26 protein-coding genes and 3 pseudogenes are annotated in these 26,850 nt (G+C 37.8%); 13 read left to right on the top strand and 16 right to left on the bottom strand.

Annotation, left to right across the window (positions count from 1 at the left end):
• Positions 1–286 precede the first annotated feature (286 nt).
• Both Xvie_RS23230 and Xvie_RS23225 read left to right on the top strand, forming a co-directional pair.
• Positions 287–478, top strand: coding sequence for a GrpB family protein (locus tag Xvie_RS23230; protein ID WP_244175626.1), 192 nt, complete (start codon positions 287–289; stop codon positions 476–478).
• A complete protein-coding gene (locus Xvie_RS23225) occupies positions 471–791 on the top strand; it encodes a GrpB family protein (RefSeq protein WP_244175624.1) in 321 nt (106 codons plus the stop codon). Before Xvie_RS23230 ends, Xvie_RS23225 begins: the two co-directional genes overlap by 8 nt.
• Positions 792–847: 56 nt before the next feature.
• On the opposite strand, the pseudogene Xvie_RS23220 reads toward Xvie_RS23225, so the two are convergent.
• The 5 genes and pseudogenes from Xvie_RS23220 to Xvie_RS12810 form a co-directional block, all read right to left on the bottom strand.
• Positions 848–1,015, bottom strand: a pseudogene (locus tag Xvie_RS23220) (ISNCY family transposase); the annotation flags it as partial.
• 835 nt (positions 1,016–1,850) lie between these two features.
• Positions 1,851–2,387: a metallophosphoesterase gene (locus Xvie_RS12825; protein WP_086109699.1), complete on the bottom strand. Its 537-nt coding sequence runs from the start codon at positions 2,385–2,387 to the stop codon at positions 1,851–1,853.
• A 23-nt stretch (positions 2,388–2,410) separates the two neighbouring features.
• A complete protein-coding gene (locus tag Xvie_RS12820; protein ID WP_208612572.1) occupies positions 2,411–3,433 on the bottom strand; it encodes a serine hydrolase domain-containing protein in 1,023 nt (340 codons plus the stop codon).
• A gap of 221 nt (positions 3,434–3,654) precedes the next feature.
• Positions 3,655–4,839, bottom strand: coding sequence for a DmpA family aminopeptidase (locus tag Xvie_RS12815; protein WP_086109697.1), 1,185 nt, complete (start codon positions 4,837–4,839; stop codon positions 3,655–3,657).
• A 35-nt stretch (positions 4,840–4,874) separates the two neighbouring features.
• Positions 4,875–6,008, bottom strand: coding sequence for an alkene reductase (locus Xvie_RS12810; RefSeq protein WP_086109707.1), 1,134 nt, complete (start codon positions 6,006–6,008; stop codon positions 4,875–4,877).
• A 134-nt stretch (positions 6,009–6,142) separates the two neighbouring features.
• Between Xvie_RS12810 and Xvie_RS12805 the strand changes: the two genes are divergently transcribed.
• Entirely contained in the window at positions 6,143–6,760 is a 618-nt protein-coding gene (locus Xvie_RS12805; protein WP_086109696.1) for a GrpB family protein, read from the top strand.
• Positions 6,761–6,878: 118 nt separating this feature from the next.
• Here the strand turns inward: Xvie_RS12805 and Xvie_RS12800 are convergent, their stop codons facing one another.
• The 4 genes and pseudogenes from Xvie_RS12800 to Xvie_RS12785 all read right to left on the bottom strand — a co-directional run.
• Positions 6,879–7,733: an SMP-30/gluconolactonase/LRE family protein gene (locus Xvie_RS12800; protein WP_086109695.1), complete on the bottom strand. Its 855-nt coding sequence runs from the start codon at positions 7,731–7,733 to the stop codon at positions 6,879–6,881.
• Between the two features lie 106 nt (positions 7,734–7,839).
• A pseudogene (locus tag Xvie_RS12795) lies at positions 7,840–8,440 on the bottom strand (IS1 family transposase); the annotation flags it as partial.
• 129 nt (positions 8,441–8,569) lie between these two features.
• The gene (locus Xvie_RS12790) at positions 8,570–8,836 is read right to left on the bottom strand and encodes a hypothetical protein (protein ID WP_086109694.1); all 267 of its coding nucleotides are present in this window, start codon (positions 8,834–8,836) and stop codon (positions 8,570–8,572) included.
• 220 nt (positions 8,837–9,056) lie between these two features.
• Positions 9,057–9,380, bottom strand: a pseudogene (locus Xvie_RS12785) (transposase); the annotation flags it as partial.
• Between the two features lie 629 nt (positions 9,381–10,009).
• Here Xvie_RS12785 and Xvie_RS12780 point away from each other — a divergent pair.
• The 3 genes from Xvie_RS12780 to Xvie_RS12770 all read left to right on the top strand — a co-directional run bounded on the left by Xvie_RS12780 (position 10,010) and on the right by Xvie_RS12770 (position 12,454).
• Positions 10,010–10,684 (top strand): hypothetical protein, encoded by a 675-nt coding sequence (locus Xvie_RS12780; protein WP_086109693.1) that lies wholly within the window; start codon positions 10,010–10,012, stop codon positions 10,682–10,684.
• A gap of 16 nt (positions 10,685–10,700) precedes the next feature.
• Complete coding sequence (locus Xvie_RS12775; RefSeq protein WP_086109692.1) at positions 10,701–11,261, top strand: hypothetical protein; 561 nt, start codon at positions 10,701–10,703, stop codon at positions 11,259–11,261.
• Between the two features lie 653 nt (positions 11,262–11,914).
• Entirely contained in the window at positions 11,915–12,454 is a 540-nt protein-coding gene (locus Xvie_RS12770) for a DUF4158 domain-containing protein (RefSeq protein WP_086109691.1), read from the top strand.
• 312 nt (positions 12,455–12,766) lie between these two features.
• On the opposite strand, the gene Xvie_RS12760 is transcribed toward Xvie_RS12770, so the two are convergent.
• Together Xvie_RS12760 and aptA are read right to left on the bottom strand one after the other, a co-directional pair.
• Entirely contained in the window at positions 12,767–13,195 is a 429-nt protein-coding gene (locus Xvie_RS12760) for an ASCH domain-containing protein (protein ID WP_086109706.1), read from the bottom strand.
• A gap of 325 nt (positions 13,196–13,520) precedes the next feature.
• Entirely contained in the window at positions 13,521–14,867 is a 1,347-nt protein-coding gene (aptA, locus tag Xvie_RS12755) for an omega-aminotransferase AptA (RefSeq protein ID WP_086109690.1), read from the bottom strand.
• Between the two features lie 709 nt (positions 14,868–15,576).
• Between aptA and Xvie_RS12750 the strand changes: the two genes are divergently transcribed.
• Complete coding sequence (locus Xvie_RS12750; RefSeq protein WP_244175621.1) at positions 15,577–16,035, top strand: DUF2946 domain-containing protein; 459 nt, start codon at positions 15,577–15,579, stop codon at positions 16,033–16,035.
• Between the two features lie 85 nt (positions 16,036–16,120).
• Positions 16,121–18,121, top strand: coding sequence for a TonB-dependent copper receptor (locus Xvie_RS12745; RefSeq protein WP_086109688.1), 2,001 nt, complete (start codon positions 16,121–16,123; stop codon positions 18,119–18,121).
• Between the two features lie 156 nt (positions 18,122–18,277).
• Here Xvie_RS12745 and Xvie_RS12740 read toward each other — a convergent pair whose 3' ends face one another.
• Positions 18,278–18,769, bottom strand: coding sequence for a MarR family winged helix-turn-helix transcriptional regulator (locus tag Xvie_RS12740; RefSeq protein WP_086109687.1), 492 nt, complete (start codon positions 18,767–18,769; stop codon positions 18,278–18,280).
• A gap of 176 nt (positions 18,770–18,945) precedes the next feature.
• On the opposite strand from Xvie_RS12740, the gene Xvie_RS12735 reads away from it, so the two are divergent.
• Positions 18,946–19,833 carry an EamA family transporter gene (locus Xvie_RS12735; protein ID WP_086109686.1) on the top strand — a complete coding sequence of 296 codons (888 nt, stop codon included), beginning with the start codon at positions 18,946–18,948 and terminating at the stop codon, positions 19,831–19,833.
• A gap of 29 nt (positions 19,834–19,862) precedes the next feature.
• Positions 19,863–20,459 carry an NADPH-dependent FMN reductase gene (locus tag Xvie_RS12730; RefSeq protein WP_086109685.1) on the top strand — a complete coding sequence of 199 codons (597 nt, stop codon included), beginning with the start codon at positions 19,863–19,865 and terminating at the stop codon, positions 20,457–20,459.
• Between the two features lie 98 nt (positions 20,460–20,557).
• Here Xvie_RS12730 and Xvie_RS12725 read toward each other — a convergent pair whose 3' ends face one another.
• Complete coding sequence (locus Xvie_RS12725) at positions 20,558–21,424, bottom strand: DUF817 domain-containing protein (RefSeq protein ID WP_086109684.1); 867 nt, start codon at positions 21,422–21,424, stop codon at positions 20,558–20,560.
• A gap of 103 nt (positions 21,425–21,527) precedes the next feature.
• Between Xvie_RS12725 and Xvie_RS12720 the strand changes: the two genes are divergently transcribed.
• Together Xvie_RS12720 and Xvie_RS12715 are read left to right on the top strand one after the other, a co-directional pair.
• The gene (locus Xvie_RS12720; RefSeq protein ID WP_086109683.1) at positions 21,528–21,833 is read left to right on the top strand and encodes a hypothetical protein; all 306 of its coding nucleotides are present in this window, start codon (positions 21,528–21,530) and stop codon (positions 21,831–21,833) included.
• Between the two features lie 180 nt (positions 21,834–22,013).
• Positions 22,014–22,637 carry a hypothetical protein gene (locus Xvie_RS12715; protein ID WP_086109682.1) on the top strand — a complete coding sequence of 208 codons (624 nt, stop codon included), beginning with the start codon at positions 22,014–22,016 and terminating at the stop codon, positions 22,635–22,637.
• 332 nt (positions 22,638–22,969) lie between these two features.
• On the opposite strand, the gene Xvie_RS12710 is transcribed toward Xvie_RS12715, so the two are convergent.
• The 3 genes from Xvie_RS12710 to Xvie_RS12700 form a co-directional block, all read right to left on the bottom strand.
• Positions 22,970–23,587, bottom strand: a complete 618-nt coding sequence (locus tag Xvie_RS12710) for a pyridoxamine 5'-phosphate oxidase family protein (RefSeq protein WP_086109681.1) — start codon at positions 23,585–23,587, stop codon at positions 22,970–22,972.
• A gap of 78 nt (positions 23,588–23,665) precedes the next feature.
• Positions 23,666–24,091 carry an N-acetyltransferase gene (locus tag Xvie_RS12705; protein WP_139838856.1) on the bottom strand — a complete coding sequence of 142 codons (426 nt, stop codon included), beginning with the start codon at positions 24,089–24,091 and terminating at the stop codon, positions 23,666–23,668.
• Positions 24,092–24,114: 23 nt separating this feature from the next.
• Positions 24,115–25,521: an MFS transporter gene (locus tag Xvie_RS12700; protein ID WP_086109680.1), complete on the bottom strand. Its 1,407-nt coding sequence runs from the start codon at positions 25,519–25,521 to the stop codon at positions 24,115–24,117.
• 118 nt (positions 25,522–25,639) lie between these two features.
• On the opposite strand from Xvie_RS12700, the gene Xvie_RS12695 reads away from it, so the two are divergent.
• Positions 25,640–26,422: a helix-turn-helix transcriptional regulator gene (locus Xvie_RS12695; protein ID WP_086109679.1), complete on the top strand. Its 783-nt coding sequence runs from the start codon at positions 25,640–25,642 to the stop codon at positions 26,420–26,422.
• Positions 26,423–26,850 lie beyond the last annotated feature (428 nt).

Genomic DNA, 26,850 nt, shown 5'->3' with positions numbered 1-26,850 from the left:
TCTTGTTCCCAGATTTTGGCAGGGGATGGCATGTGACACCGCCTTTTATTTAAGGAAGAAGAGCCCCATCATGGCACAATAGGGATTACGGCTGTAGTATTAGGAGCGAACAGCAAAATCGAATTTATCTTTTGTGCTATTTAGTTACAACACTCTTATTTATTTTACACTAAAAAACCCCTCAATATTCACCAACAGTGTTCACAAACATCCTTTATATATTTAGAATCTAATGAATTATTTAACGCTTTCCTTCTCTATTAATGCAAGTTAATAAGGGGTAATAATGTCAAGAGTAATTACTATTGAGCCATATAATTCACATTGGGTGAATGCATATAATGATGAAATGGTTAAAATTAAAGATACTTTTCCGGATGAGATATTATTTGTGCATCATATTGGAAGTACCTCAGTACCTGGGTTAGCAGCCAAGCCAATTATTGACATTGTTATTGGAAATAAAAAATATGGGTAAATTCGATGAGAATAATAGTGTTATTGAAAGTCTTGGATACACTGCACGCGGAGAGTATGGTATACCCGGTAGGCGCTATTTTATTAAAGGCGGGAATAACCGTACACATCATATCCATGCTTTTGAAACCACTCGACATTTAGCGTTCAGGGATTACCTTCGTAGACACAATGATGTTGCTCATCAATATGCAGAAATTAAGTATCAGGCTGCAAGAGCTTGTGGGAATAGTTCAGAAATCTATTGTCAGCTAAAAAGCGAATTCATTCTCTTACATGAAAAACTGGCTTTAGAGGAACTATCCCCCCAATGAAAATTGATGAAAGTGCCACATTTTCCTTAAGATCCACAGCTAAATATTTCCTCCGATCATGATTGTAATACCTTCAATGCTTCAAGCATATCATCACTATTCAATGATCTCTGGGATTTTTTCTCACTCGGCTTTCTGCGTCTGCGTGAGGGGCCCTCGCCAGCAGGGAAGGCCTGAGAACAGTTATTGTCACATTTATCCTGCACCAAGTTTAATAAACTCAAGTAGAAGTAGAGCAGGTAAGTACGACTCCGTTCAACCGCATCTCCTTTCATCCATCTCGCCCGCGACGCTGGTTGGTCATGTCAAGCGGGCCGTCTTCACGGTAACGCACCAAAAAGCGACGGCACTAGACGGTGATCGACGACAGCCTGAATAACGTTAATCCGATTTAACTCTTTATCTGACATGGTCACCAACATTTGAATGTCCTTATTACCGCAAAAGGTTTTAGACTTTATGCCGCAAAAAGTGACATTACTATATTGGTGCTACAATGAAGGTTCGCATAATGGTTATTATGTTAAATAAGGCCCACTGCTGCTATCAGGCTCTGTACCTTAACTATCCGGAAATCGGAAAGTAAAATACCTGAGTGACGCAAAGTTTACTAATGCAGACCGGACATTATCCAGAATCACCTGTTTCATAATTGGTGAAGTGTTTCTAACTGTTCCGTATCAATCAGTTGTTCAATCTAATTGAATTCTGACTGCCATCCATCAGCCAACATTGTTTCTAGTTGATGATTGGGTACTAATTCAACAAACAGGTGAATTAGAAAACGCAGCAAAACTTTCGTCATTTCTGCGCCACCCTATTCTTTCAGTATTGGAAGCATAGGCTTGTATTGGCTGAAGGTTTGGAAATGGATTTACAGTTAAAATAACGGATAAAAAATCTAGAAATCTAGACTATAGGACGGACTGTTTACATTAGGAGTTAATCAGGCCCAGAGCCAGTTTAAGTATTAAACTGGCTCTGGGGGCCCCCTTTCCAGACAACGAAGCATATGAGCTGTGTGTATGTGACTAGCTGATTTGACTAAACCCGTAATATTTACCGTTGCGCTTTTCTCAATATGTCGTTAATGCTGACAGGAAAGAAGTTATTAACGTCGACACCAACATTAATTGCTCTGGAACCTAACACACTTAATCGTTTGAGCTGTTCTGGATCTTTACTAGCGTTATGAACATGTCCGTAAAGGTGGATAGAATCGCGAAAGTAGCCTTGCCACTCGAGAATCGGGTAATGAAACATTACAATCTTTTGTTTCTGGTAATCCATCTCATAGTAGTCTTTTACCCACTCAAACATTGAAGTATCAAACTCTGGATCGTTCAGAAACTTGTCGTGATTACCACGAATTAGAAATTTTTTGCCATTAAGACGATGCAGAATCTGGTTAGCATCCTGACCAGTACCGCGATAAAGAAAATCACCCAAAATATAAATCTCATCTCGTTTGGTAACATAAGCGTTCCAGTTATGTATCAGTGTGTTATTCATATGATGCACACTTTTAAACGGTCGCTCGCATAAATTGATAACATTGGAATGGCAAAAATGGGTATCTGAAGTGAAATAAATCATAAATGTCTTATTGTTAAGTTAGCTTAGAAAGTGTTTAGTAATATCTCAGCAATCTTATAACTCAGAGTTTCTGTATCTATAGTTTCTTGATTGCTCAGAACAGCAATAGTTAAACGTGAGTTTGGCAAACGTATAAAATAAGCTCTGTAACCTGCCCATCCACCGGAATGCTCTAAACTCGGTTCGGTTAGGTGATTATGATGTTCCAAACCGAATGCATAAAACTCATGATTTTTAACTATATCTCCGGTAAATATTTTTTCTGGCAAAGCCTGAGTCATACGCTGGATTAATGTTTTTCCACCAACCTTGCCATGAGTTAAATTTTCTCCCCATAGCATGAGATCCCCAACGGTTGAATGTACTGCTCCATCACCTGTATGTGTCCACAGTGACTCAAGAAGCTGACCTTCTTGATTATATGCATGTGCAAATTCAACAGTGATTGGATATTCATCAACAATGAATGTATTTTTCATTCCGAGAGGTTTGAAAATATGTTCTTGGCTGAACTCACTAAGTTTCATCCCGCTGGCTTTTTCAGCTGCTTGTGCCAGTAAAAAATATCCGGTGTTGCTGTACTCGAAAGCCGTTCCTGATACAAATATAGCTTGAGATTGGGCGTACAGGTGATGTAATGATTGTTCAATTGTCAACGGATCTTGTTCACTAATACCAACTGATTCAGCCAATTCCATATAATCAACCAATCCACCAGTATGATAGATTAAATGACGCAAAGTAACGTGTTCAGCATAATTACCCAAATCAGGCAGATATTTTATGATTGAATCATCTAACGATAAATGACCATCGTTTTCTAACAATAAAATCGCAAATGCAGTGAATTGTTTTGAAACGGAAGCAATATTAAATACGCTGTCTATTGAAAGCGGTTTACATGACTCTAAACAAGCTAAACCTATAGAACCTTGGTAGGTTAAACCGTTGTCATATTTAGCCATATATACAACACCAGGAGCGTTTTTATCAAAAGGTGTTAAAAGATTATTTAATTCTTTGATAATTATTGGATTTTTACGCATAAGGCATGCCGTCATTTTGTTCCGGTATCTGAATGATAATATTATTGATTTTGCAATTCTATCTATTTTAAAATTCTATAAATTTGAATTAATGGGAATAATATATTATGAAGTATAAGAGTTACCAACTTTTATTAAAGGTGATAAATATGAAAGAAAAGTCGGCAACTCTATTTTTTAAAATGATAATATCAGTCCTGAACTAATCTATGGTGGTTATTTTAATCATCCAGAAGTACATTATGTTTTCTTAATATTTCCTTAACCCTCTCTTTAGGCAGAGCATATGAAGTATTGCCGTTTCTTCCAATCATTTTTTTGGCTGAGATCATAGCATTAATTATTGCTTCTTCTGTTGCATTTATTGTTGCCTCATACAAAGGATCTAGTTTGTCATTTGGCAATATTTTTATTGTTTTTACATCCTCTCTAGAAAATGCACCATTATTTGCGGTTGAAAATGCAATAAATATCTCACCGCTAGTATTTCTGGCAACACCACCTACTCTTGCAAGCCCAAGAGACACTCTTTTGGCTATTTTATCTAATTGGTGAGGAGCCAATGGTGCATCAGTGGCAACCACCGCGATGATAGAACCTGCATCCTTTAACTTTTTCTTATCTCCATGATAGATCTGGTTAAGATCCTTTATTTCTTTACCAATTGGAATTCCTGCAATAATCAAGTCATCTCTATCACCAAAGTTGCCTTGAACAAGAACGCCAACAGTATATCCTCCGTCTTTTTTACTTAGAATTCGCGATGAAGTACCAGTGCCTCCTTTAAAACTAAACAGGTTCATCCCGGTTCCACCACCGACATTACCTTCTTCTATCGCCCCTGACTTGGCACTATTCAATGCGTCATATACATGTTCTTTTTTTACATGCATACCGTTTATATCATTTAATATTCCATCCCACGTTTCTGTAACTACAGGTAATAACCAAAATAAATCATCTTTTAGTGGCGATACTAGATTATTATCAATCATCCAGCTAATTGTTGAGTCTCTAACAACACCAACACTATGCGTGTTGGTGATTAATATTGGCGTTTCCAAGAAACCACTTTCTTCAACCCATTGACTACCTGTCATATCTCCATTTCCATTTAAAGAGAATATACTGGAAAATACAGGACTAAATTTCTTTCCTCTTGGCAATATAGCTGTCACACCTGTTCTTATTGGGCCTTTTCCAATTTCTAGCTTTCCATCGCCTTCTATGATGGTTGAATAACCAATTTTTACACCACTAACGTCTGTAATAGCATTGTACTTCCCTGTTACTCCAGAGAAAGGTATACCTAAATCCCTTGCTCTAACATCATTAGCTAAAGAATTAGAAGTTATCATTGCTGATATAGATAAAATCATAATATTCAATATCTTCTTATTTCTCATAAATCCTCTTTGTGATACCAAGTTAATTTAAAGATTCAGGATTTAGAGCATGAAGATTCAATGTGAAAGGAATTCGCTTTTGGCCAGTCGATATAACCCTTTTCTCCATTACCGTAATGAGTCTCAATAGACGCATGAGCCAGTTCAATCCCATAGCGTAGGCGATCTACCAAATCGGGATTGGAAATAAATGGGCGTCCAAATGCGACTGCATCAACCTTGCCTTCCGCGCGGCGGGAAATAGCAATTTCAAGATCATAGTTGTTATTGCCAATATAAGCCCCGTCGAATAGAGATCTTAAAGCATTCAGATCAACACCTTCAGGAACACTACGACTTTTTCCTGTTATTCCTTCAACAAAGTGTAGATAAGCTAGTTTGAATTTATTGAGTTGCTGAATTAAATAGCCATAAGTCTCCATCACATTACTATCAAGGGGAGTATTCCCTACTTCTGTTGTTATCGGAGATAATCTAATGCCAACTCGACCATCACCCCAAACATTGGTTACAGCTTCAACAACTTCCAGAATGAGCCTGGCTCGGTTTGCAATTGAGCCACCATATTGATCGGTACGATGATTAGTGGAGTCACGCAGGAATTGTTCCAACAGATAATTATTGGCTGAATGGATTTCTACACCATCAAACCCTGCACGTTTGGCACATTCTGCTGCATGTCTATATTGTTCTACAATGTTCGGGATCTCGTCGATTTTTAATGCTCGTGGCATAGAGACCTCCACAATGCCATTATTGGTATAAGAATTACCGTCTGCTTTAATGGCGGATGGCGCTACCGGAGCTTCCCCATTTGGTTGAAGATCAACGTGTGAGCAACGACCGACATGCCACAATTGCATGACAATCTTACCACTGGCAGAATGAACAGCATCTGTGATTTTTTTCCATCCCGCTATTTGATCCTCAGTCCAGATCCCGGGAGTCTTGGCATAACCGCGCCCTTGTGCTGAAATATTGGTTGCTTCTGAAATGATTAAACCAGCACTCGCGCGCTGAATATAATATGTGATGTTAAGATCGTTCGGAACGCCTTCCTCATTCATGCGACCGCGTGTTAAAGGAGCCATAACAATACGGTTAGCAAGTTCAATTTCACCTAATTTGATTGGCGAGAAGAGATCGGTACGAGTACTATTATCGACCATAAAATTTTTATCAGTCATAAGATTTCCTTTTTTAATATTGACAATCGGCTATAAAAATACAGTGATGTGGCTTATTTCTCTAATTAATTACTATGCTTTATTATAATGAATCTATCTTTTAACTGGAGTAAAGCATGTCGGACCAATTATTTTTTCTCAAATCACTTGTAATGTCTTTTTGTGAAGGTGATCCAAATGAAAATCCTTGGGTTAACGGTATTAAACGGACACAGGAACCTATTATTATTGTTCCCTACAATACTGAATGGGGTACTATTTACAACGAAGAAAAAAATAAAATCCAGCGACAATTACAAGGTAAAATAATTAGCATAGAACATATTGGTTCTACCGCAGTACCTGGATTATTTGCAAAGCCTGTCATTGATATCGATTTAATCATTGCCGATCCTATTCAAGAGATAGATTACATCCCTGCCCTTGAAAAATTAGGTTACGTATTAAGAGTGAGGGAACCTTCTTGGTATCAGCATAGAATGTTGCGGCTTGATTCACCTCGTATAAATTTACATATTTTTGGGAAAAACTGTCCTGAGCATATTCGGCACCTTCTTTTTCGTAATTGGTTACGAAATCATGAAGATGACAAACTGCGATATGCAGCAGCTAAACTAGAAGCTGTTGAAGGTGCTGAGCATATTATGGAATACAACGATAATAAAAACAGGATGATTAAAGATATCTATGAAAATATTTTCAATAACATAGATGCTTGTTTATCTGAACTATGAAATTTTTATTTCAACATAATTAAAATTCAAATGGTCGTATGTTAATTGAACCTGTAAATAGATGCCTATGATTTAAATTAATATTTAAAATAGCATAGGCTCTATTCCACTGATAATTTTATTGGGTTGTTACTAATGTATCTAAAAATACTCGATATAATGATGTGGTCGCCGTAATATATAATTGATTGCCATTAAAACCACCAAACGTACAATTAGAGACACGTTCAGGCACTGCAATCTTATGAATTTTCTTACCGGAACTATTAAAAATTAAAATGCCATCTGAACAACTGCAATAGATATTACCTGATTTATCAACACAAAATCCGTTTGGAAATCCTGAATGTATTGCCGCAAAATGTTTTCCTGCCCCTAGGGTGTTATCTATCACGGGATAGATGCGAAGTTCATTCCTTCCATGAGAAGGAAAATCAACAATAGACATATCTGCAACATAGAGCCATTTTTCATCAGGAGAAAATGCAAGCCCATTCGGTCTTTGGACATCACTTGTTGCTATGGAGATAGTGTTATGTTTGGGATCATAGCAATATACATAGCAGCCAATAATCTGGCTTTCTGATTTATAGCCCTCTTCGTCGTTGATAATTCCATAAGGTGGATCAGTAAACCAGATTGTTCCGTCAGAACGTACAACAACATCATTGGGTGAATTGAATCTTTTTCCATCTATTTTTTCAATCAACATGGTGATGCCACCATCTTTTTCTGTTCGGGAAATACCTCGTCTGCCATGCTCACAAGTAATCAGTCGTCCTTCATTGTCCAGCGTGTTTCCATTGGCATAATTAGAATATTGTCGCCATACACTGACACCATCATATTCTGACCAGCGAAACATTTTATTTCCTTTCACGTCACTGAAAATAATAGCATGTTCATCTGGAAGCCAAACTGGCCCTTCTGCCCAAATAGCCGGAGAACAAAGTTTTTCTAAATATGTTTTCATAGTTACTCCTGTTATTCTTAAGGGATATCATTATGATATAGCACTCTATTTTCTCTTTATCTATTCATCAGAATTTTGGTCATGTATTAAATGGTTAGATTGAGCATTAAAAATAGGGCTCGCGTTCAATGGAAGTGCCTATCACGTTATCGTGCATCTCTTCGGAGTTTGAATAACCCATCGTTTTTCTATTCAGTCTCTTAATTCAAGTACAATGCGTTAAATTCGTTCTTTCTATACGTTGAGTAAACGTCTTTCCAGTCAGATGATCTTCCTCGGGGAGGTTGTCATAAACAACATCATCATCTGTACAGTAAAACCAAATATTAAAGGGTGACAAGAGAGCAAATAGCTTGTCTAACGTTTTCCTACTGCGATCACCAAAAATATGCGCTACTATTCGCTTCAGGCGAGGTTCCCAGGCATACCAAAGCCAGCGCTGATTTTTCTTATTCCCCACAAACGACCATTGTTCATCTATTTCACAGATAAGCTGAAGATTATTCCCATCAAGGGGAAGTGTTGTTACGTTTCGGGGGCAAGTTTTTTAGCGTTTTCATGACGGTCGCTGTGGCAACTTTCAGAACACGGGTTGTATCGCGGATCCCGCCGTTATTCATCGCCATATCAACAATCTGCTCCTTAACACCGGGTTTGCAGGCTTGATAGGGGTATACCAATTGAAAGACCTTGCAACAGGCATAGCAGGGATCTCATCGAATTGCTGGAACAATCAGTAGATCACATAACGTTATGCCTGTCTATTTTCTGGGGATTTCTCAGCGGTTAACCAGGCGATTTTAGCGCTACCCGTTAACTAGGTTATAGGGTCAGTATTAAGGCATTTCTGCAATTGGTATAATCATTCCCATATAAAGATTTAAACCATTGAGTGTTTCATATTCAATTAAGAAAGGGCCTGGAGCATTATGAGAATTTGCTGTGATCAACGCCTGCCCAGCGAGAATTAATGTATTTCCTATTTCTGGGGTATAATCTAGTGGTTCAAAATTAACAACCGTTGTTGCATTGCGTGCAATAAATGCAATTTTATTGTTTAGCAATGCTTTTATCTCAATTGATGTTGGAAGAATATTTAACATTTTTTATTCCTTCTTGGTTATGTATTTAATGTGTTGAAAACTGTGATTTCAGTATAACTCTACGATTAAGGTTTTACTGCAATTTATATGCACTAAACAGCATTGGATGCAATTAAATTCATAATACACACTTTGAATAAGTTACCCCCTTCTTATTTTTGATAAATAATATTGTTTTTTATTTATAGTGTATGTTTGTTTTTAGTTGATTACATTTATTTTAACTTAAATTATAGTTGGGGATAAGAGATAAATAAGTTTTTATAAATGAGTTAATGAATTTTTCAACACCTTTCAAGAGTTACCACATATACTGACAACAATGATTCCATGTGACAGTTTCATGCAATAATTGCCATAGGCGTTCAATCTTATTTATCTATGGCGAATAGACCGGTAAAAACAACAGATTAAATTTAGGATTTTGTTTTAGCCATGCCCTGACTTTCCGGCTTTTATGAATGCCATAGTTATCTAAAATCAACGTGATGTTTTTTGCATGGTAATATTGGCCATTCAGTTCCTTTAACATTTTGATAAATAAATAATAATTGTTGTTATGACACGTTGGATAAGGATTCATCCAATCAATAGCATTCCTGATGCTCAGTCAGAAGATTATCGCTCTGCGAAAATTATAATAATCAAGATATAAGGTTAATTTATTAATGTATCTATGATAAATTTTATATTTTTATAACAAAAAAATAAATCGTATATTGTGTGAAAGGTGAAAATACAATAAATATAATTACATTTAAAATATGTGAATTTTAGTTTTTAATTATCTGAAAATTAATATATTCATTTGACATGAGTACTCACTCAAATGACAGACTGAAGTCATGAGTATAGCACGTGGACAAGTGAATACAGAAAAGCCGGATAAGAGAGAAAGACCTATGCCCAGTTTGGAGAAGGACCGGAAGGTGCTAGCAGTAACTCGCGGGAGTTCTAATTTAGCACATATACAGTTTTTAGGAGAGCTCAGTCTGGTTTAATAATTTATACTTTTTTAATGGACTCTAATTCTAATTAAATTAGTACATAGTGTGTGCATTTAAAATTAACACAAAATAATGTAGTTTTTATAATTTGCGGACATAAAACCCAATGAGATTAGTGACTTAAAACTCTAAAACTGGAGTCACATTTTCAATAAGTGAGGACAACATGACTGATATTCAAAATAGCAATTTACCGAGATGCCTTTCTTTAAAAAAAGTGGCGCTTTCTGCTTCCAAACGTAGCATAGAAACCAACATCTTGTATTCTGATGGGAAGACAGGCTACCTCACGGATTTCTGGAGTAAAGGGTACTCGCAGATTCAGGAGCAAACGTATTGGTGCTGGGTCGCTGTGGCTGCAGGTATAGGCAGTTATTATGCGCAGAAGCCGTATTATTACCGACAAACGCCAATTTATGAGAAAGCCAAAAATATTACGCCGCCTGGAGCTTGTGTAGCTCCCTATCGCTCCTTTCCAAATGGTTCTAAGTGCAATGAGACGGGAATGCCAGACAAGTCCTTGGCGTCGATAGGGGCGCTTGCGAAAAAAATAGATGGAAAAGCTGATGGGCCTTCTATTTTAACAGAACTACTAGAGAACAGGCCACTTGTCATTGCCGTTTTTTTCTCACACGAAATTGCCAGCTTAGGTAATGCTAAGGGGCACGCAGTGGTGATATCAGCTGCATTCAATCAAAATCAGCTTTATCCAGTTTGGGAAGTATGCAACCCGTGGGACAATACGAGAACGTTGGAGAATTTCGCGACATTCCCGTCGTATTACTATGGAGATCCAGGGGCTTACTGGAGAGAAACCTACTTTACTAAAAAACCAATATAATACATGAGGTACGCAAATGACTATTACCTTTGTGAGTGATCCAAGCGGGGCAGATAGTGTTATAGTTTCTTTTTTGCAAGATATTATAGATGGAGGCTCGCTTAGCGAAGCTGATACAAACAATAAAATAAATACCAACGACATCTCATCGTCGAACCCGATTAAAATGTACTATGTCGATTGCAATGAATTTGAAAAAACGAAATCCTTGATCAAGGCTGCCCGCGCTACAGGTTGGCGGTATCTATTGTGGTCAGGCGGCTCTGCTGTGTCCGATCTCCATTTGAACATGCACGATGCAAATCTCATCGTCTCTTCAATGACCCTTGATGGCCCGATGCTCATCTCGACAGTTGAGGCGCTCCTTGCAGCAGAAATGGATAGCAGAGTTCAACAGCAAGGCTATGAAGTGAGGCAACTTAATTTACCTTGGTGTTATTTTGTAGCTCTGTGGTTACACAACCCAATTCACGACATTATAATCCCGCTTAAGTCAACATTAATCCATGGTATCACGATCCACAAATTGTATGAGGTGGAAGAAATTTCCAACAAAATTATAGCGCAAATAGGTTGACTCTAAGAGGTTCTGTCGCATTAACAGAGAAAGTTTGTGCAGAGGTGGGAATGATTACTATTTATGCAGTCAATCGATAGAATATCTCTGCCGGTGACAATGTCTTATCTTCTGGTTAGTCCCAGAGATCATTGAATCAGGATGACATGCTCGAGGCACTGATCAAGCTTCAGTCTGAATCTGAGGGAATATTCGGGAAAAAGGTAAAATGAGACAGGGAAAATGCGAGCAATTTTATGTGCCTAAAATATTGCTCTCGCATACGCGTATGCGAGAGCAATCTACCTGATCACTTCAAGTGGTGCATGTGACTGTCCTTCAACAAATGCATGAAGAATAGTTTCTTGATCACGGAAAACAGCTTTCTACTTACATGCAGTTGATACTCTCCATTGGAAGATACAACTTAGTGTTGATTACCTTGTCTTTTGCTTTCTTCGCCATGTCATCTTCGAAGCTCGCAAGAAGGCTTAGGCACGCCCGGTAGCGTTACTTGTTCCCCAAGAACTATTTGCAGGAGCGAACCAACGCAGTTCCAGAATATCATGGCCTTTTTTTGAGAAATCAAGGTAAGGTGCTTTTTCGGGGTTTCAGCCAAAATATCTTGGTTTCCATTACTGGTCAGAGAACCAACTATTCTTTTTTCCAGTTATATGCGCAGCCAACAACAGGCAATACTCTCGCTTTTTGGTTACCGAAACTGGTCCCCTCAATACACGGCTGAAATAGAATCTCATCTCGGATATTTGTTACGTTACTATCCCAAAGGGCACAATGCATTCCGTCAGCTGCTGGCGTATTTTGGTCATCAAAAGTTGATCATTCCATCTTATCGAACGCTACAAGACATGTTCAGTAGCGCATTTATCACGGAAGAAAATCGCCTGGATGTTGCTGTTTCATCGTTGCCCACAGCAATCACTGATCAGCTTATCGCTTTGGTACAGCGGGATGACGGTATCACCGCACTCAATATTATCCGTGCCGAATCAGAAGGATTTTCAATACACCGCCGTCAAAATGCCTACAGGCGTTGTGCTTCGTCTAGCATCTCCCTATACACGCTGCTCGCCAATTACGTGGTAGTTAATGCGAAAAATATTGGCCTGAACGAGTACGAAGGTCATTCGCTGTACGACATGATCTACAACAATAACACGGACATTGATATCCATATCAAGTTGTGGAAGTAACCCAATCACGGCTATTTCGGTAGTAATAACTCCAAAAACTGCAACTGATAAAGTCAACAACAGAATAGAACTGTTACTTTGCATAATAGAAATTTATTTGGCTTCCAAGAGGTAAGTAAAATGATGGCAAATATCCAGTAAAAACAGAATGATAATTTCGTCTACTGTTTGTAGATATAATTTCTTCAATACTCTCTGACTGTAGACGTAGGTTGCAATAGATATAAGCCGCATTAAAGCGGCAAGAGTATCCAGTTTTTGATGGGGAGGAGTTCAAAATACTCAGGAGGAAAATGTGATGATCTGTATTAATTATAGAACTTCAGCTACCTTAAATTCGATCACAACAATTTCCATTTCTGGCGAAAAATCGCCTATTTTTTCGAAAAAACGTTGATGTTCTAATTGCCAATGAAGCAAACTCCTATCTCCCTCTCCTTCTTTCCATGCCAGTTCTTCGGTCATTTCAGAAAATTGCATTAAGTGCATGGCTGTGACTCTGGCAACACAAACAGGATGCTCTTTACTGTCGAAGACAATATAGTAATTGCCAACTGTAATTTTACCATCCTCTGACTCATAAGAATGGTAGGCGTAAAACGGGCAAGTCGTCGCCGTTTTAATACCTTTGGTAACCAATTGAGCTAATTCATCGTGCATAGCGGGAGAATCACCAAACACCCAACGACCGGATTTTGGGTATTTGCTTTCAATTAACTCCATGACTTCATTTGTTTTCATATTATTTTTTAGATGATTCGTTAAGTTTATTGTGGACTTATTTACTAACACGATGACACCATTTTTCACCACAACTTTTTGTCAACTATATGATGCAGCTCCCCATTATAATTTTTATGAATTTAATGGCTGGTAAGTTTGGGCGGTAAAGATACCGCCCACTTAGATGGATTAATAAACTGGATACCTGAACTATACATAAAACAGGCTCCAAAATTTATTCCTGATAAATCGGCATTTCAGGTGTAACGCGATCAAATAGGCAACCACCGATAAAGAATCCATTTTTATGCCCAGCTATAGTTTGCATATTTCTTAATTCCCTTTATTTAATCCGGTGTAGAACATCACCAACAGCGTTAAAAAGACGATCAAGATCATCAGTTTTAGCATTAAACATTGGACCAAATTGCAACGCATCACCACCAAAACGTACATAAAAACCCGCTTTCCATAATGCAATGCCAGCATCAAATGGACGTATTGACGCATCTCCGTCCCGTGGAACAAGTTGAATGGCTCCCACCAGCCCACAATTACGAATGTCTACCACATTCGGGCAATGTTTCAGCTCATGTATTGCTTGTTCAAAATGTGGGGCTAACTCAGTGGATTGTTGCAGTAAATTTTCTTTTTCCAGTAGTTCTAAGGAAGCTAATCCTGCTGCACAAGCTACGGGATGAGCTGAATAGGTATAACCGTGGCTGAACTCAATCATATGTTCAGGTAAAGGTTGAGACATAAAAGCATCGTAGATCTCACTGGACGCAACGACACCTCCCAGAGGAATTGCACCGTTGGTAACTTGCTTAGCGAAATTGAGAATATCAGGTGTAACACCAAAATACTCAGCACCGCTCCAACGTCCCAAACGTCCGAAACCGGTAATCACTTCATCGAAAATCAGCAAGATATCGTGTTGAGTACAGATTTCCCGCAAACGTTGTAAGTAGCCTTGTGGCGGGATAATAGCACCAGCAGATCCAGCAAGAGGCTCGACGATAACAGCAGCAATATTACTGGCATCATGTAGTTCAATCAGCTTCAGTAATTCATCAGCCAGTTCATGGCCACCCGTTGATGGTATTCCTTTAGTAAAAGCCATATTAGATTGTAATGTATGTGGCAGATGGTCAACATCCATAAACTGACCAAACATCTTGCGATTTCCACCAATACCACCAAGGCTGGTTCCTGCGATATTGACCCCATGATAACCACGGGCCCGCCCAATAAACTTAGTCTTTGTGGGTTGTCCTTGAATTCGCCAGTAAGCACGAGCCATTTTTACTGCAGTATCGGCAGCTTCCGACCCTGAGCTGGTAAAAAATACATGATTCAAATCACCGGGCATAAGACTGGCAATTTTATCTGCCAATTTAAATGACAAAGGATGTCCATGTTGGAAACCAGGAGAATAATCTAGTGTACCCAATTGTTCCGAAACAGCCTGACGAATTTCAGTGCGTGTATGGCCTGCCCCGCATGTCCATAAACCTGACAAACTGTCATAAATGCGCCGACCTTGATCATCGATCAACCAGTTTCCTTCTGAGGAGACAATTAAACGTGGGTCTTGTTGAAAATGACGGTTAGCACTGAACGGCATCCAATGTGATTTAAGATTCAGTGTTTGCAAACAACTGGTTTTAAACGGATAGCTATCTGACATTTTTAACTCCTTACACAAGGTTGTCACAAAGAGTTTGCTATGAAATTGTACTCAAGTTAAATCTCAATTATCAAATCATTAGTTATGAGTTTACTTACGTAAATGAAACAACATACGATGATAAGTTGCTGAACAGTGCTGCAACTGCGTCTGACTGCGAAAGTATAACGAAATAATGCGATTTTTGTTTCGTATTGTTTTTAAATAAATCAGATTAAAAATCACCCGTCGGGATTAATGGTTATCAATTGATAACCATCTTTCATTATACAAAAACCTTAAAATTTTATTTAATGAAATAAAGTCATTGTTAGTAATTTTCTTGCTTAATGGAGTGAAGATAATGGTGTTTTTGAAAAATAATCTTGGCAGTGTTTTTTATTCTATGTTAACTAAATTATTTGTTGTATTTCTTCTGATGGGAAGCATTCAATTATCTTATGCTGAAGATAAAGACAAAGAAATAAATATATGTAAGAGTGTATGTTGGCAACCCATTTAAAAGTTAATATAAACTGTAATGGAGAATGGGTTGTTACTGGCTATCTCCTATGAAGATGGCTAGTATATTTTTCACACTCATTTATCATTGCTTCATTTAATAAAATATTCTTCAATACTTACCTTGCCCAAAAAAATATTTGAACAAATACATCAAAAATGCAGTAAGATTAGCGCCCAATCGTAGAAATTGATTTGGGTTATTAACTTGTTATCACTTTTTCGCTTATCACAACGTCGGACACCTGCTTTTATCGCCTTACTAGCGATTTTGATGCTGTTCATTGCGCCAGTGGTATCGAAAACGCTGGAACACTATTGTGAAAACGAAATGTGTGAAAGCGGAATGAACCACTGCATGTCTGTGTCTGATATGCAAAATAGTGATAACAATAGTCACCATAAAACAAGTCACGACCAAGCATCGCTATCATCCCATTCCATGAACCATCATGGTGCTGATCATATCCATATGGGATTGATGGATGATATTGCTTGTGGTTACTGCCAACTTCTGATTAACCTGCCATTATTGGCAGGGGGTTTTGTTCCTTTCATTTTACTGACGCTTATGGTGTCTCGAGCACCACCAGCATCACGTTTTTCTGGCCCAACTATTCGGCTTTTTTACGGCGAATCACAGCCACGTGCCCCACCCCTTAATTAGTCTCTATTCGTTTGAAATAAATCATTTTATTTTTCTTGCCTTGCATAATTCTGTACGGCTATTTGTTACTAATTAAGGGATTTTTATGTCTGCTGCACAATTATTTCGTGTATCACCTCTGACAGCTGCTTTGGCTATCGCACTTTCCATACCAACCAGTGGCTGGGCTGCCAATGTGAAACACACCAAAGAAACACACACAGAAAGTGACAGTGAAGTAGTAATAACTGTAACAGCTCCGGCAACGTCGCCACTTGAAGTGGCTTCTTCACTAAAAACGCCTCGTCAACCAATTCCCGCCAGCGATGGTTCTGATTACCTGAAAACTATTCCCGGTTTTTCACAGATCCGCAATGGTGGTACTAACGGTGATCCCGTATTCCGTGGCATGTTTGGTTCGCGTCTGAGAATGCTGATTGATGATAGTGAAATCCTGGGTTCTTGTGGTGGACGTATGGATGCGCCAAGTTCTTATATTTCACCAGAAAGTTATGATGTTTTGAGTTTAGTGAAAGGCCCTCAAACAGTACTTTGGGGAGCAGGAAATTCAGCGGGAACTATCCGTTTCGAACGTACTCGCCCTCAGTTTGAACAATTTGGCGCACAAGGTAATGTCAGTACAGTTATTGGTTCCAATGGGCGTTGGGATGGTAATGCTGACCTTAGTATTGGCAATGAGCTGGGTTATATCCGTTTGATTGGTAATAAATCCCGTTCCAATGATTATAAAGATGGTAATGGCCATCGCGTTCCTTCCCGTTGGGATAAATGGAATACCGATATCGCATTGGGATTAACACCTGATGAAAATACGTTATTGGAACTAAGCGCCGGACAAGGTGATGGTGAAGCAAGCTATGCTACGCGTTATATGGACGGCTCTCAATTCAAACGCAAAAGTTTTGGCGTACGTTTTGAAAAATCCAATATTGGTGAAGTGTTTGACAAATTCGAAAGCAATTTTTACTACAACCACACCGATCACGTAATGGATAATTATTCCATGCGCACACCTCTACCTGGGCATACGGGAATGATTTCAGAACCGGATCGTCTTACCATGGGTGGCCGTATGATGGGTACTTGGATTTGGGAAGATTTCAAATTGCAGAGCGGTGTAGATATGCAAACAAATACCCATCGTTCTAATACCGATCATGACATGGATAAAGCTAAAAGGATGGGTTGGCAGAAAAACGCACGTTTCCACAACTATGGTATTTTTGGCGAATTAACGTGGGATGCAACAGGACAGAGTAAAGTTATTAGTGGTGCTCGTTTGGATCGTGCAACGGCATATAAATACTCTACCCAACAAGAGCGCAAAGAAACCCTTCCCGCTGGCTTTGTCCGGTTTGAACATAATCTGAAAGACGCTCCTTTGATGTTCTATGCCGGTGTTGGTTATACCGAGCGTTTCCCTGATTACTGGGAGATATTTTCAGGTAAAGCAGGTGAAAATGTTTTCACGAATGTAAAAACCGAAAAAACTACCCAGCTGGATATCGGTGCTCAGTATAACGATAACCAACTGAAAGGTTGGGTATCGGCATATGTTGGTAAAGTGAATGATTTCATTCTATTTAACTACAGAAACAAAGACCGGGCTCACAACATTAATGCCACCATTATGGGTGGAGAAACGGGACTTGCTTATAAGTTTAACGAACATTGGAAAACCGATGCCAGCTTAGCGTATTCTTGGGCGCAAAATACTACTAATCATCGTCCGTTACCTCAGATCCCACCTTTGGAAGCGCGTTTTGGTCTAACTTGGGAATATGGTGATTGGACTAGCAACGGTTTGTTGCGTTTGGTAAATAGCCAACACCGAGTGGCAATCAATGAAGGTAACGTTGTCGGCCAAGATTTTGGTAGCAGTAAAGGATTTGCTATTTTATCTGCAAATGCAGCCTATAAAGTGACTAAAAATGTTCAAATCAGTGCTGGCGTTGATAACATTTTTAATAAAGCTTATAGCGAACACCTTAACTTAGCGGGAAATCAGGGCTTTGGTTATTCTGGCAACACAGCAGTAAACGAGCCTGGCCGTACGTATTGGGCAAGAATGAATGTTAAGTTCTAATATTTTCTATTATTAGCATTATCTTCTTAGATTAGAAACAGTTCGCCCTGGCATAAGTCAGGGCGAATTTTTTAAATATCTTTAATGAAAGATATATTTTATGGTTGGATTAATAATATTTTTCAAGAAAGATACTTTTTGGGTAATTCAAAAAACTCAGATAGCTGATTCATTGGTCAGCAACCAATGTCTTAGCAATGTTGCAAGCTGCTCTTGTTGAGTTTCAGTCAACGGTTCGAGAATCTTTTTTTGGTTCTCTAAATGACTTTCCACTGCTTTGTCTATTAATGCCTTTCCTTCTGATGTCAGAAAAACTTTGCAACTACGTCGGTCTTCTTCATTGGCAATACGCTCAACCAATCCTCGTTGTACCATATGTTCGATTCGGGTGCTCATTGCTCCAGAAGTGAGCATAACTGATTGATACATTTCAGTAGGTGTAATTGGTGTGTTATTGCGACGCAGTGTCGCAAGGATATCAAATTCAATGGCACTTAGATCGTGTTCTTTGAAAGCATGTTGCAAGCGTTGTTCAATAATTGTGTTTACACGACATAGCCGTCCAATAACGCCCATTGACGACGGGTCAAGGTCTGGGCGTTGCTGTTCCCACTGTATCAGTAATCGGTCAACGTGATCGTACTTCATGCTTTTTTCCCTATTTATTTTATTTCGACAAAAAGATACTTGATAAAAATCGTTTAGGCTATTATTTTAATTTATCTTTAAATAAAGATACTTTTAATGATGGCATATTTAAATTGATAATCACTGAAAGGATGAGACACAGGATGAAAAAATGAATAACTTAGAAGGACATCAACATGTTAGAAATTAGAATCGTCCGGAATATTTTACTGACTGCGTTAGCTCCGATTGTTTGGGGAAGCACCTATATTATTACAACAGAAGTATTGCCTCCCAATATGCCTTTACTGGCTTCCACCATCAGGGCATTACCTGCTGGTATATTATTACTGTTGATTTGCCGTACCGCGCCAAAAGGAATTTGGTGGTTACGTATTATGGTACTGGGATTACTTAACATTGGGGCTTTTTTCTATTTTTTGTTTGTGGCAGCGGAATATCTCCCGGGTGGTACAGCATCACTGATTATGGCTTGCCAACCTATCATTGTTATTTTGTTAAGCACTTGCATACTACAAACTACCCTGACAATAAAACACATCGTTTCTGCAATATTGGGGATTATCGGGATCAGCTTATTGGTATTAAATTCAACCACCAGCTTAAATTGGCAAGGCGTTATTGCTGGCTTGGCAGGATGCTGTTGCATGGCTTTAGGTGTTATCCTGACCAAATATTGGGGTCGTCCCACCAACTTATCATTACTCAGTTTTACTGGTTGGCAATTAACACTTGGAGGATTAATGTTATTGCCTGTCACTATTTCTATAGAAGGCTTACCGCAGGATCTTACCGTATCCAATATTCTCGGTTACGGTTATTTATGCATGGTTGGTGCAGTATTTTCTTATATCATTTGGTTTCGGGGAATTGAAAAATTACCTGTTGTGACAATCTCTTTTTTGGGATTTCTCAGCGCTGTTTCTGCTGGTATTTTAGGCTACCTGTTTCTAAAACAAACATTCTCCTTGCTACAAATGTTTGGAGCATGCACCATCATTATTTCTGTTTGGCTTTCGATTCCTCGGAATCAGATAGAAAAAACCGATAATCCTATAACTTAATTAACAAGTAAGAAATAACAGGAAAATCAATGAAACTTACTATAATTTCAGGCAGTCAACGCCCGGATTCCCGCAGCCAACGTGTAGCTTGTTATTTGCAAAAGTTAAGTAGCAAGCATGGGTTTACCGATATAGAGCTTTTGGATCTCGCCAATACAGAATTGCCATTACATGATGGTTTTACGACGGACATATCAGCGGAATCTCATCCCTGGCAGGCAATTGCACAACTTTTAAGAGAAAGTGAAGCATTTATCTTTGTTACTCCAGAATGGCATGGAATGGCAACCCCGGCATTAAAGAACTTTTTATTGCATTGTTCTATAGCTGAACTGGGCCATAAACCGGCATTATTGGCAAGTGTATCTGGTGGGATCAATGGTGTTTACCCGCTTTGCGAATTACGGATGACAGGTTTTAAAAATAACCATGTTTGCTTCTTGCCTGATCATTTAATTTTCCGCCAAGGGGAAAACTTGATTTCGAAAGAGCTAGTTTGTAACGATGAGGCATTTGAAGGCCGAGCTAACTATACGCTGAAACTGTTTAAAGCTTATGCTAAGGCATTGAAGCAAGTTCGCGAAGATATTGGCGAAGAAAGTAAAAATTATCTGTATGGTATGTAGTTCAATAGCATTCGATTCTGTATAAATAAAACTCGGCTCAAACATTTGAGCCGAGTTTACGTTTCATACTGTTATGCATGAAAAGGGACATTTCTAAATTAACGGGCAATTGCCACATTCGCTTTGATATGTTTAAGGTGAACTACAATCGTAAAGGTAACAACCACCAATAATGACCATGCCCCCCATTTTCCTGCATGAACAACAGACCAAGCACCTAATTGATTCGGGTATTGCCAGATCCCAAAGAAGGTACCGAAGTTTTCCGCCAACCAAATAAAAAAACCAATCAGTATAAAAGCAAGTAATAGTGGCATTCTACATTCTCTATCCAACGGCGTATAAAAAACAGTACCACGTGCATACAAACCGAAAATAAAAGCAGTTAAATACCAGCGATAATCATCAATATAATGATGACTAAAGAAGTTAATATAAATCGCCAATGCCACCAGTGTTGCCATCCAATACGGTGGATAATGCTCAATGCGTACCTTAAAAAAGCGCCATGATTGTATAATGTAGCTCCCTACCGCCGCATACATAAAACCTGTAAATAGTGGAACTCCCCAAAGCTTAGTAAACGCAGCATCAGGATATTGCCATGAACTAATAGATGCTGATGTCTTAAATAGCTCCATCATAAAACCGACTAAGTGGAAGACACAGATCGCTTTCAATTCATCCCATGTTTCGAGTTTTAACCGTATTAGTAATGCTTGAAAGGTCACTGCAAATACCAATAGTACATCATAACGCGGTATACCCAAGATGCCTTTTGCTGGAACCAAAAATAAAGCTAAAAAAAAGAAACCGGCAAATAAGCACGAGCGTGCATTAATCAATCCAAAGAAAAAAAACTCTAAAATAAATCGTTTAACACCCATGCTGTTATTGGGCTTGTGAGCCATTAAGAAGTTATCAACTTTACGCAGCACATTCAGCTTCTGGCACCTATTTTCCATTTAATTAACCTGTTGGTGTTATTTGTTGTCAATTCATTACGATAATGCCTATTTCAAGCAGCGAATTCTAGCAAGATTTGAGTAATCAGGTTACCCCCTAAAATTGGCTAAATTTCACAATGTGATTTTGCAGGATGGCAGTTTTTTCAAAGTCTACTCCGCTCTCGCTGATGTTTTTCTTTATCGCTTCAAGACCTCATTTTCCGCTGTTTTGCGGGAGAAAAGCATCGTTAGTCACCGGACTCATCTGGTTAAGTTTACTCGCTTTTCTGGTCAGACGGATGCTAGGCTGGCAAGACAGCTACAACGTATTTTTTCTGAAAAAAGTAAGAAATTATTTATGCCGGAATTCTTTCAAAACACCGCAAAGAAAATTATGCAAAAACAAAACATTAGATGGGTGTTTTGAAAGGCTTAATGCTTAAGATCCTGTATATAACAAGGGCTTAGTCACTGAGTTTAAATTAGTAGACATTTATCATTTCAGATGGAATTATCTATATCCAATGAATTTCGGGTTGCATTACAGCCAACAAAGAGGCAGCTTGAAAGACGCAGAGTTAATTAGAAAAGAAATAAGGAATAAATCATGAATGACATCGATAAAAATGACAATTATGAATTTGATAATTACATTTTTAAACTAAACACCAGACACACCGGAAATCATTTAACTATAGAGAAGCAGAGAAATAATAGAATTATATTCTCAGATTCTTTTGATAAAATCGAGGATATTTTATTATTAGGTAAAAAAATTTACATTAATTTAATTGATAAAGATAAATCCATTGTCATTAAATTTTCTATCTTTTCTAATAAATTTGAAGTATTTAAAGTTTATCAAAAACTAGAACGGACGTTTCATGAGCATAAATTAAGAATAAATTTTAATGAATCATATGGAAAATATAAGGAAGAAGCAGAGAGTATTTATAAAAAGTACATTAAGATTTGTGATAGATTCAAGAAAAGTATGCGTGAAGCAGGTAGCACATATGTCAAGCTACAAAATGAAAATAAAGCATTAACTAACAAAATGAATATGTTGTTAGACCAAAAACAAGGCTCAGATATTAGTAATAAGCCAACTAAAAAATGTATAAAAACATCAACCGGTAAGAGTTTTAACGGTGTACATCATAACAATAATCTTGTGGAGGATGTTCCAGAGCAAGATCGCAAAAATTCAGTTAGAAAATGCAGGATTTGACGACCCTATCCTTAAGTTTGATAGCGATAATCATCACAGGCTTCATCCGTGTTTCTGATAATGAAGCCTTTTTTCTCTTAAAAAGAGGTGATTTTCGCTGATGTATTCTTCCTAATTTTGCCAAAAAATTTGATCAAATAAAGCACCAACCACAACGGTAACTGTATAAAAATACAGTGTAGCGTATTTTTGGCATTTTTGTTCAATAATGAGGCTTAATTAGATTTCAATTTGTTCTATCGGGTTAAAATGCCAGCAAGCAAAGCCAGCATCTCTTTGTTTGTAGTTTGTAAATGCATAATTACGGAATTCTATAGATTTTAGATCATGGGCTAATACAGGGAATCTTTAAGTCTCTGAGTTAATTTTTCATCATAGTCAGCTCCATCAAAATCCCCTTTGCTGATTTCTTTTAGCATACTGCCAACTCCGGGTAAATTACTGCGCTCAATCTGGGTTGAAACATCCCATAATTTAGAACGTAAGATAGCGCGTGAGCACTGGAAAAATACTGCACCTACGGTGATACGCAATACAGAGCAAGGAAGTATATTGCGATACGCAAAGCGTTCCAGCATTTCGGGGTCAATAACGATTTCCGCCCGACCATTAACACGCAATGTTTCACCAATTCCAGGAATAAGAAACAATAATGCGACTCGGTTATCGTGCAGAATATTACGTAAACTGTCGATACGGTTATTGCCTCTCCTATCCGGTAACAGTAACGTTTTTTCATCTTCAATATGAATAAATCCAGCCTGATCACCACGAGGAGAAACATCCATACCTTCTGGCCCAACAGTAGCTAATGAGACAAAAGGCGAAGATTCGATAAAAGGACGGTATAACGGATGAATATAATTTACTTCCTTAAGAATAGAAGCAGGTGCCGGTTTTCCGTATATCTCTTCTAATTCGACAATATCAGTAACGATCTTATTTATCATTGTTGTCCTCTTCACAGCCAGTCAGTTGATAGTAATGTAAATATCGTGATAATTTCTAATTATTATTAGGTCTATTCTCTATCTTTTTAAGCGCATGACATATTCTTTGCATCCTGTGTTTTCATCTATTTCTTCGTTGGCAACATAAAATCCTTGCGATAAATAGAATTCACAACTTGCTTGGTTTTGTTGGTAAACCGATAACGTGAGTTCAGTTCTTCGATTTTTGGCATCACTCAATAATGCTTTGCCTATTCCTTGCCCCTGTTTGTCTGGTGATACAAAAACGGCGGCCAAATTATTTTCGTGAAGAGCATAAAATCCAGCCACTTTAGAATCTTGTACATAAACATAAAGTTCTGAAGAAGGAATATAGATATGTTTCATGTTATTGACTTGTGATTGCCAAAATTCAGCCGCCACAAAATTGTGAGCTTTAATGGAAGCCTCTAGCCAAATAGACAGAACCGCATCCATATCTGCTTCTGTAAATATTCTGATCACTTTTTAATATCTCCTGATGTTCACTATTTCCGATGTAATCTTTTCAATAAGCAAAAGGCAATAAAAGCAGCTGCCACATTGTAAAGCATACTGTGAGCAAAAGCATTTTGATATGTAACAAAAGGCGGTGTATCCATTCCATTAAAATGCCACTGAACTAATAGGCTAATTACGGCAACACCAAAAGCTGCTCCGATTTGTTGCAAAGTTGCAATTACACCTGATGCCATACCTGCAAATCGCACGTCGACGAAAGCCAGAACAATATTAAGCAATGGTGTCATGACAAAACCCTGACCATATCCAAGGAGTATTAGAATTGGAACAATCATCAATAATGCTTTTAAGGATAATAGTTCTTTTGTGGATAGTGCACTAATGGCAATAATCAGAGCAATGAAGGAAAGCATATAAAGCAAGCCACCGGTAATTATGGCTTTGCTGCCAAAGCGTTTAACCCAATAAGGTGCATTGAGTGAAGATAAAACAAAACCTATACTTGCAGGAGCGAAAATCAATCCTGCATCAAATGAATTGAGACCTAAGCCGTTTTGTAAAAACAAAGCGAAAACAAGAAAGAACGAGCTGGAAGTGGAATAAACAAATAAAACCAATAAACAACCTAAACTAAATTGTTTGTTTTTCAATAGGTCAAAATTGAATAACAGTGTTTCCCCTTTAGCCGCCTGATGTTTTTCATGACGAAAGAACTGTAACAGTGTCAGACAAGCTAAAAGGAGTAGTACCAAGCACCACATTGGCCAGCCTAATATTGGCCCAACTAAAATTGGTAATAGAAAAGCAGAAATCCCAATGCTGGAAAATGCCACCCCAACTAAATCCAATCCTGTTTTTTCTTGTGCAATGCTTTCGTTGAGATAACCTGAGAAAATTAAGGCTAACAAACCAATCGGAACATTAACCAGAAAAATTGAGCGCCATTGTAAATCCCGTAAATTGATGGAAATTATCCAACCTCCCAAAGTTTGGCCTGCAATGGCGGCAAAGCCTAACGTCATTCCCAACAAGCCAAATGCTCGGCGGCTATTATTGTCGTCAAAGCTGACACGAATACTGGCATAAACTTGTGGAAATAATAGTGCTGCCGACAACCCTTGTAAAAACCGTGTAAAAATCAAAAAAGTTGCTGTAGGTGTAAGACCACAAAGCAATGATGTTAAAGTAAAAGCAAATATCCCTAACTGAAATAATCGCCTCCGTCCAAATAAATCACCTAAACGCCCTCCTGTGATCAGTAATAAACCAAATCCAACTTCATAGGTTATGATAATGAGTGAAATTTGGAATAAACTTGCTTGTAAGTGCAATTGAATATTGGCAATAGCAATGTTGACGACGAAAAGATCAAAAATCGTCACGAATCCTGCTGATAATAAAACTGACAAAGCTAAATAATCCCTTTTAGTCATGATACAAATCCTCACATAAAGTTTGAGATAAACGGATTTTAATCACACCATTAGCCTGTTACAATTTAACCATTTATGCTATTACTTAAAGTAATAGTTTGAAATAAAGGAAAAAATTATGACAAAAATGAAAAGATCCCGTACCGAATTAGCCAATTTTTTACGTACCAAAAGAGAAAGTATCAGCCCTGAATCCGTCGGATTACCCCACATCGGACGCCGTCGAATCCCGGGATTAAGGCGTGAGGAAATAGCCGCTTTAGCAGGCGTTGGTGTCACTTGGTATACATGGCTGGAACAAGGTCGGGAAATTGGTGTATCTGCTGCTTTTTTGGATAATCTAGCCAAAGTCTTAAAACTGACTACTGCTGAACGCAGACATTTATACTTACTGGCGCATATGCGTGAGCCTGTTGAAACAGGGCAAACGTGGTGTGTCGTATCTCCACTTATTAAACGAATTATGGACGACTTATCCCCTCATCTAACTTATGTGCTGAATTTGCATTGGGATGTTTTAGCCTTTAATCAACCAGCAGATGAGTGTTTTCGTTTCAGCCAATTTAAAGGTAAACAACGTAATTTTCTATGGTTATTGTTTACTAATGAACATTATCGTGAACTCTTATGTTATTGGGAACGAGATGCCTATCGTTTATTGGCTAGCTTTAGGCGCGATTATGCGCTTGCCACTAAAGACAACTATATTCAAGCATTAGTGAATAATTTGATTAAAACCTCACCTGATTTTTATGATATGTGGCATAGACATGAAATTTATGAGCCTTGCAATGGTGTACGGGAGCTGAATTTAAATGGGCAGGAAACGATTTTCAACTACACTTCAATGATTACCGATTTGGAAAGACATTTGCGTTTGGTTGTTTATGCGAAAAATTGATCTATTCAGTTATACCCATTTATTAGTATATTCATTTAATAGATACATTAAATTCAAAAATAATTCTTTCACAAAAAATAACTTATATAACATTTTATGTATATAGTAAGATTTTTCAAATCATTATTTTCAACAATTAAAATAAAAACCAAAATACTTTCACATTGATGTTTATTCAAATTAAAAAAACAAAACCCATAACAAAATAATTAAATACCTAGATATAAAAACAAGTTTAATAAACTATCAAAATGGAAAGTATTACAAACAATATCCCTCCATTAAAAAAGTTACATTCAAACAATAATTAATACCCAATTAATATATGTTGTAATACAACAATATGTTTTTAAAGTAATTTATTTTTTGTCTTGCATTGTATGTGTGGTTTCATTTTTGTTACAAAATGGTTATAAAAAAGTTAAATA

This window comes from Xenorhabdus vietnamensis (assembly GCF_002127535.1).
GTDB lineage: Bacteria > Pseudomonadota > Gammaproteobacteria > Enterobacterales > Enterobacteriaceae > Xenorhabdus > Xenorhabdus vietnamensis.
The sequence above is the reverse complement of the archived record's forward strand: the minus strand, read 5'-3'. Positions and strand labels throughout refer to the sequence as shown.

Excerpts from the sequence above, each read along its gene's own strand:
- aptA (WP_086109690.1), bottom strand. The coding sequence starts at position 14,867 with ATGTCAGATAGCTATCCGTTTAAAACCAGTTGTTTGCAAACACTGAAT.
- Xvie_RS12825 (WP_086109699.1), bottom strand. The coding sequence starts at position 2,387 with ATGATTTATTTCACTTCAGATACCCATTTTTGCCATTCCAATGTTATC.
- Xvie_RS12745 (WP_086109688.1), top strand. The coding sequence starts at position 16,121 with ATGTCTGCTGCACAATTATTTCGTGTATCACCTCTGACAGCTGCTTTG.
- Xvie_RS12730 (WP_086109685.1), top strand. The coding sequence starts at position 19,863 with ATGAAACTTACTATAATTTCAGGCAGTCAACGCCCGGATTCCCGCAGC.
- Xvie_RS23225 (WP_244175624.1), top strand. The coding sequence starts at position 471 with ATGGGTAAATTCGATGAGAATAATAGTGTTATTGAAAGTCTTGGATAC.
- Xvie_RS12815 (WP_086109697.1), bottom strand. The coding sequence starts at position 4,839 with ATGAGAAATAAGAAGATATTGAATATTATGATTTTATCTATATCAGCA.
- Xvie_RS12700 (WP_086109680.1), bottom strand. The coding sequence starts at position 25,521 with ATGACTAAAAGGGATTATTTAGCTTTGTCAGTTTTATTATCAGCAGGA.
- Xvie_RS12740 (WP_086109687.1), bottom strand. The coding sequence starts at position 18,769 with ATGAAGTACGATCACGTTGACCGATTACTGATACAGTGGGAACAGCAA.
- Xvie_RS12725 (WP_086109684.1), bottom strand. The coding sequence starts at position 21,424 with ATGGAAAATAGGTGCCAGAAGCTGAATGTGCTGCGTAAAGTTGATAAC.
- Xvie_RS12810 (WP_086109707.1), bottom strand. The coding sequence starts at position 6,008 with ATGGTCGATAATAGTACTCGTACCGATCTCTTCTCGCCAATCAAATTA.
- Xvie_RS12775 (WP_086109692.1), top strand. The coding sequence starts at position 10,701 with ATGACTATTACCTTTGTGAGTGATCCAAGCGGGGCAGATAGTGTTATA.
- Xvie_RS12790 (WP_086109694.1), bottom strand. The coding sequence starts at position 8,836 with ATGTTAAATATTCTTCCAACATCAATTGAGATAAAAGCATTGCTAAAC.
- Xvie_RS12760 (WP_086109706.1), bottom strand. The coding sequence starts at position 13,195 with ATGAAAACAAATGAAGTCATGGAGTTAATTGAAAGCAAATACCCAAAA.
- Xvie_RS12805 (WP_086109696.1), top strand. The coding sequence starts at position 6,143 with ATGTCGGACCAATTATTTTTTCTCAAATCACTTGTAATGTCTTTTTGT.
- Xvie_RS12695 (WP_086109679.1), top strand. The coding sequence starts at position 25,640 with ATGACAAAAATGAAAAGATCCCGTACCGAATTAGCCAATTTTTTACGT.
- Xvie_RS12770 (WP_086109691.1), top strand. The coding sequence starts at position 11,915 with ATGCGCAGCCAACAACAGGCAATACTCTCGCTTTTTGGTTACCGAAAC.
- Xvie_RS12710 (WP_086109681.1), bottom strand. The coding sequence starts at position 23,587 with ATGATAAATAAGATCGTTACTGATATTGTCGAATTAGAAGAGATATAC.
- Xvie_RS12800 (WP_086109695.1), bottom strand. The coding sequence starts at position 7,733 with ATGAAAACATATTTAGAAAAACTTTGTTCTCCGGCTATTTGGGCAGAA.
- Xvie_RS12780 (WP_086109693.1), top strand. The coding sequence starts at position 10,010 with ATGACTGATATTCAAAATAGCAATTTACCGAGATGCCTTTCTTTAAAA.
- Xvie_RS12735 (WP_086109686.1), top strand. The coding sequence starts at position 18,946 with ATGTTAGAAATTAGAATCGTCCGGAATATTTTACTGACTGCGTTAGCT.
- Xvie_RS12715 (WP_086109682.1), top strand. The coding sequence starts at position 22,014 with ATGAATGACATCGATAAAAATGACAATTATGAATTTGATAATTACATT.
- Xvie_RS12820 (WP_208612572.1), bottom strand. The coding sequence starts at position 3,433 with ATGCGTAAAAATCCAATAATTATCAAAGAATTAAATAATCTTTTAACA.
- Xvie_RS23230 (WP_244175626.1), top strand. The coding sequence starts at position 287 with ATGTCAAGAGTAATTACTATTGAGCCATATAATTCACATTGGGTGAAT.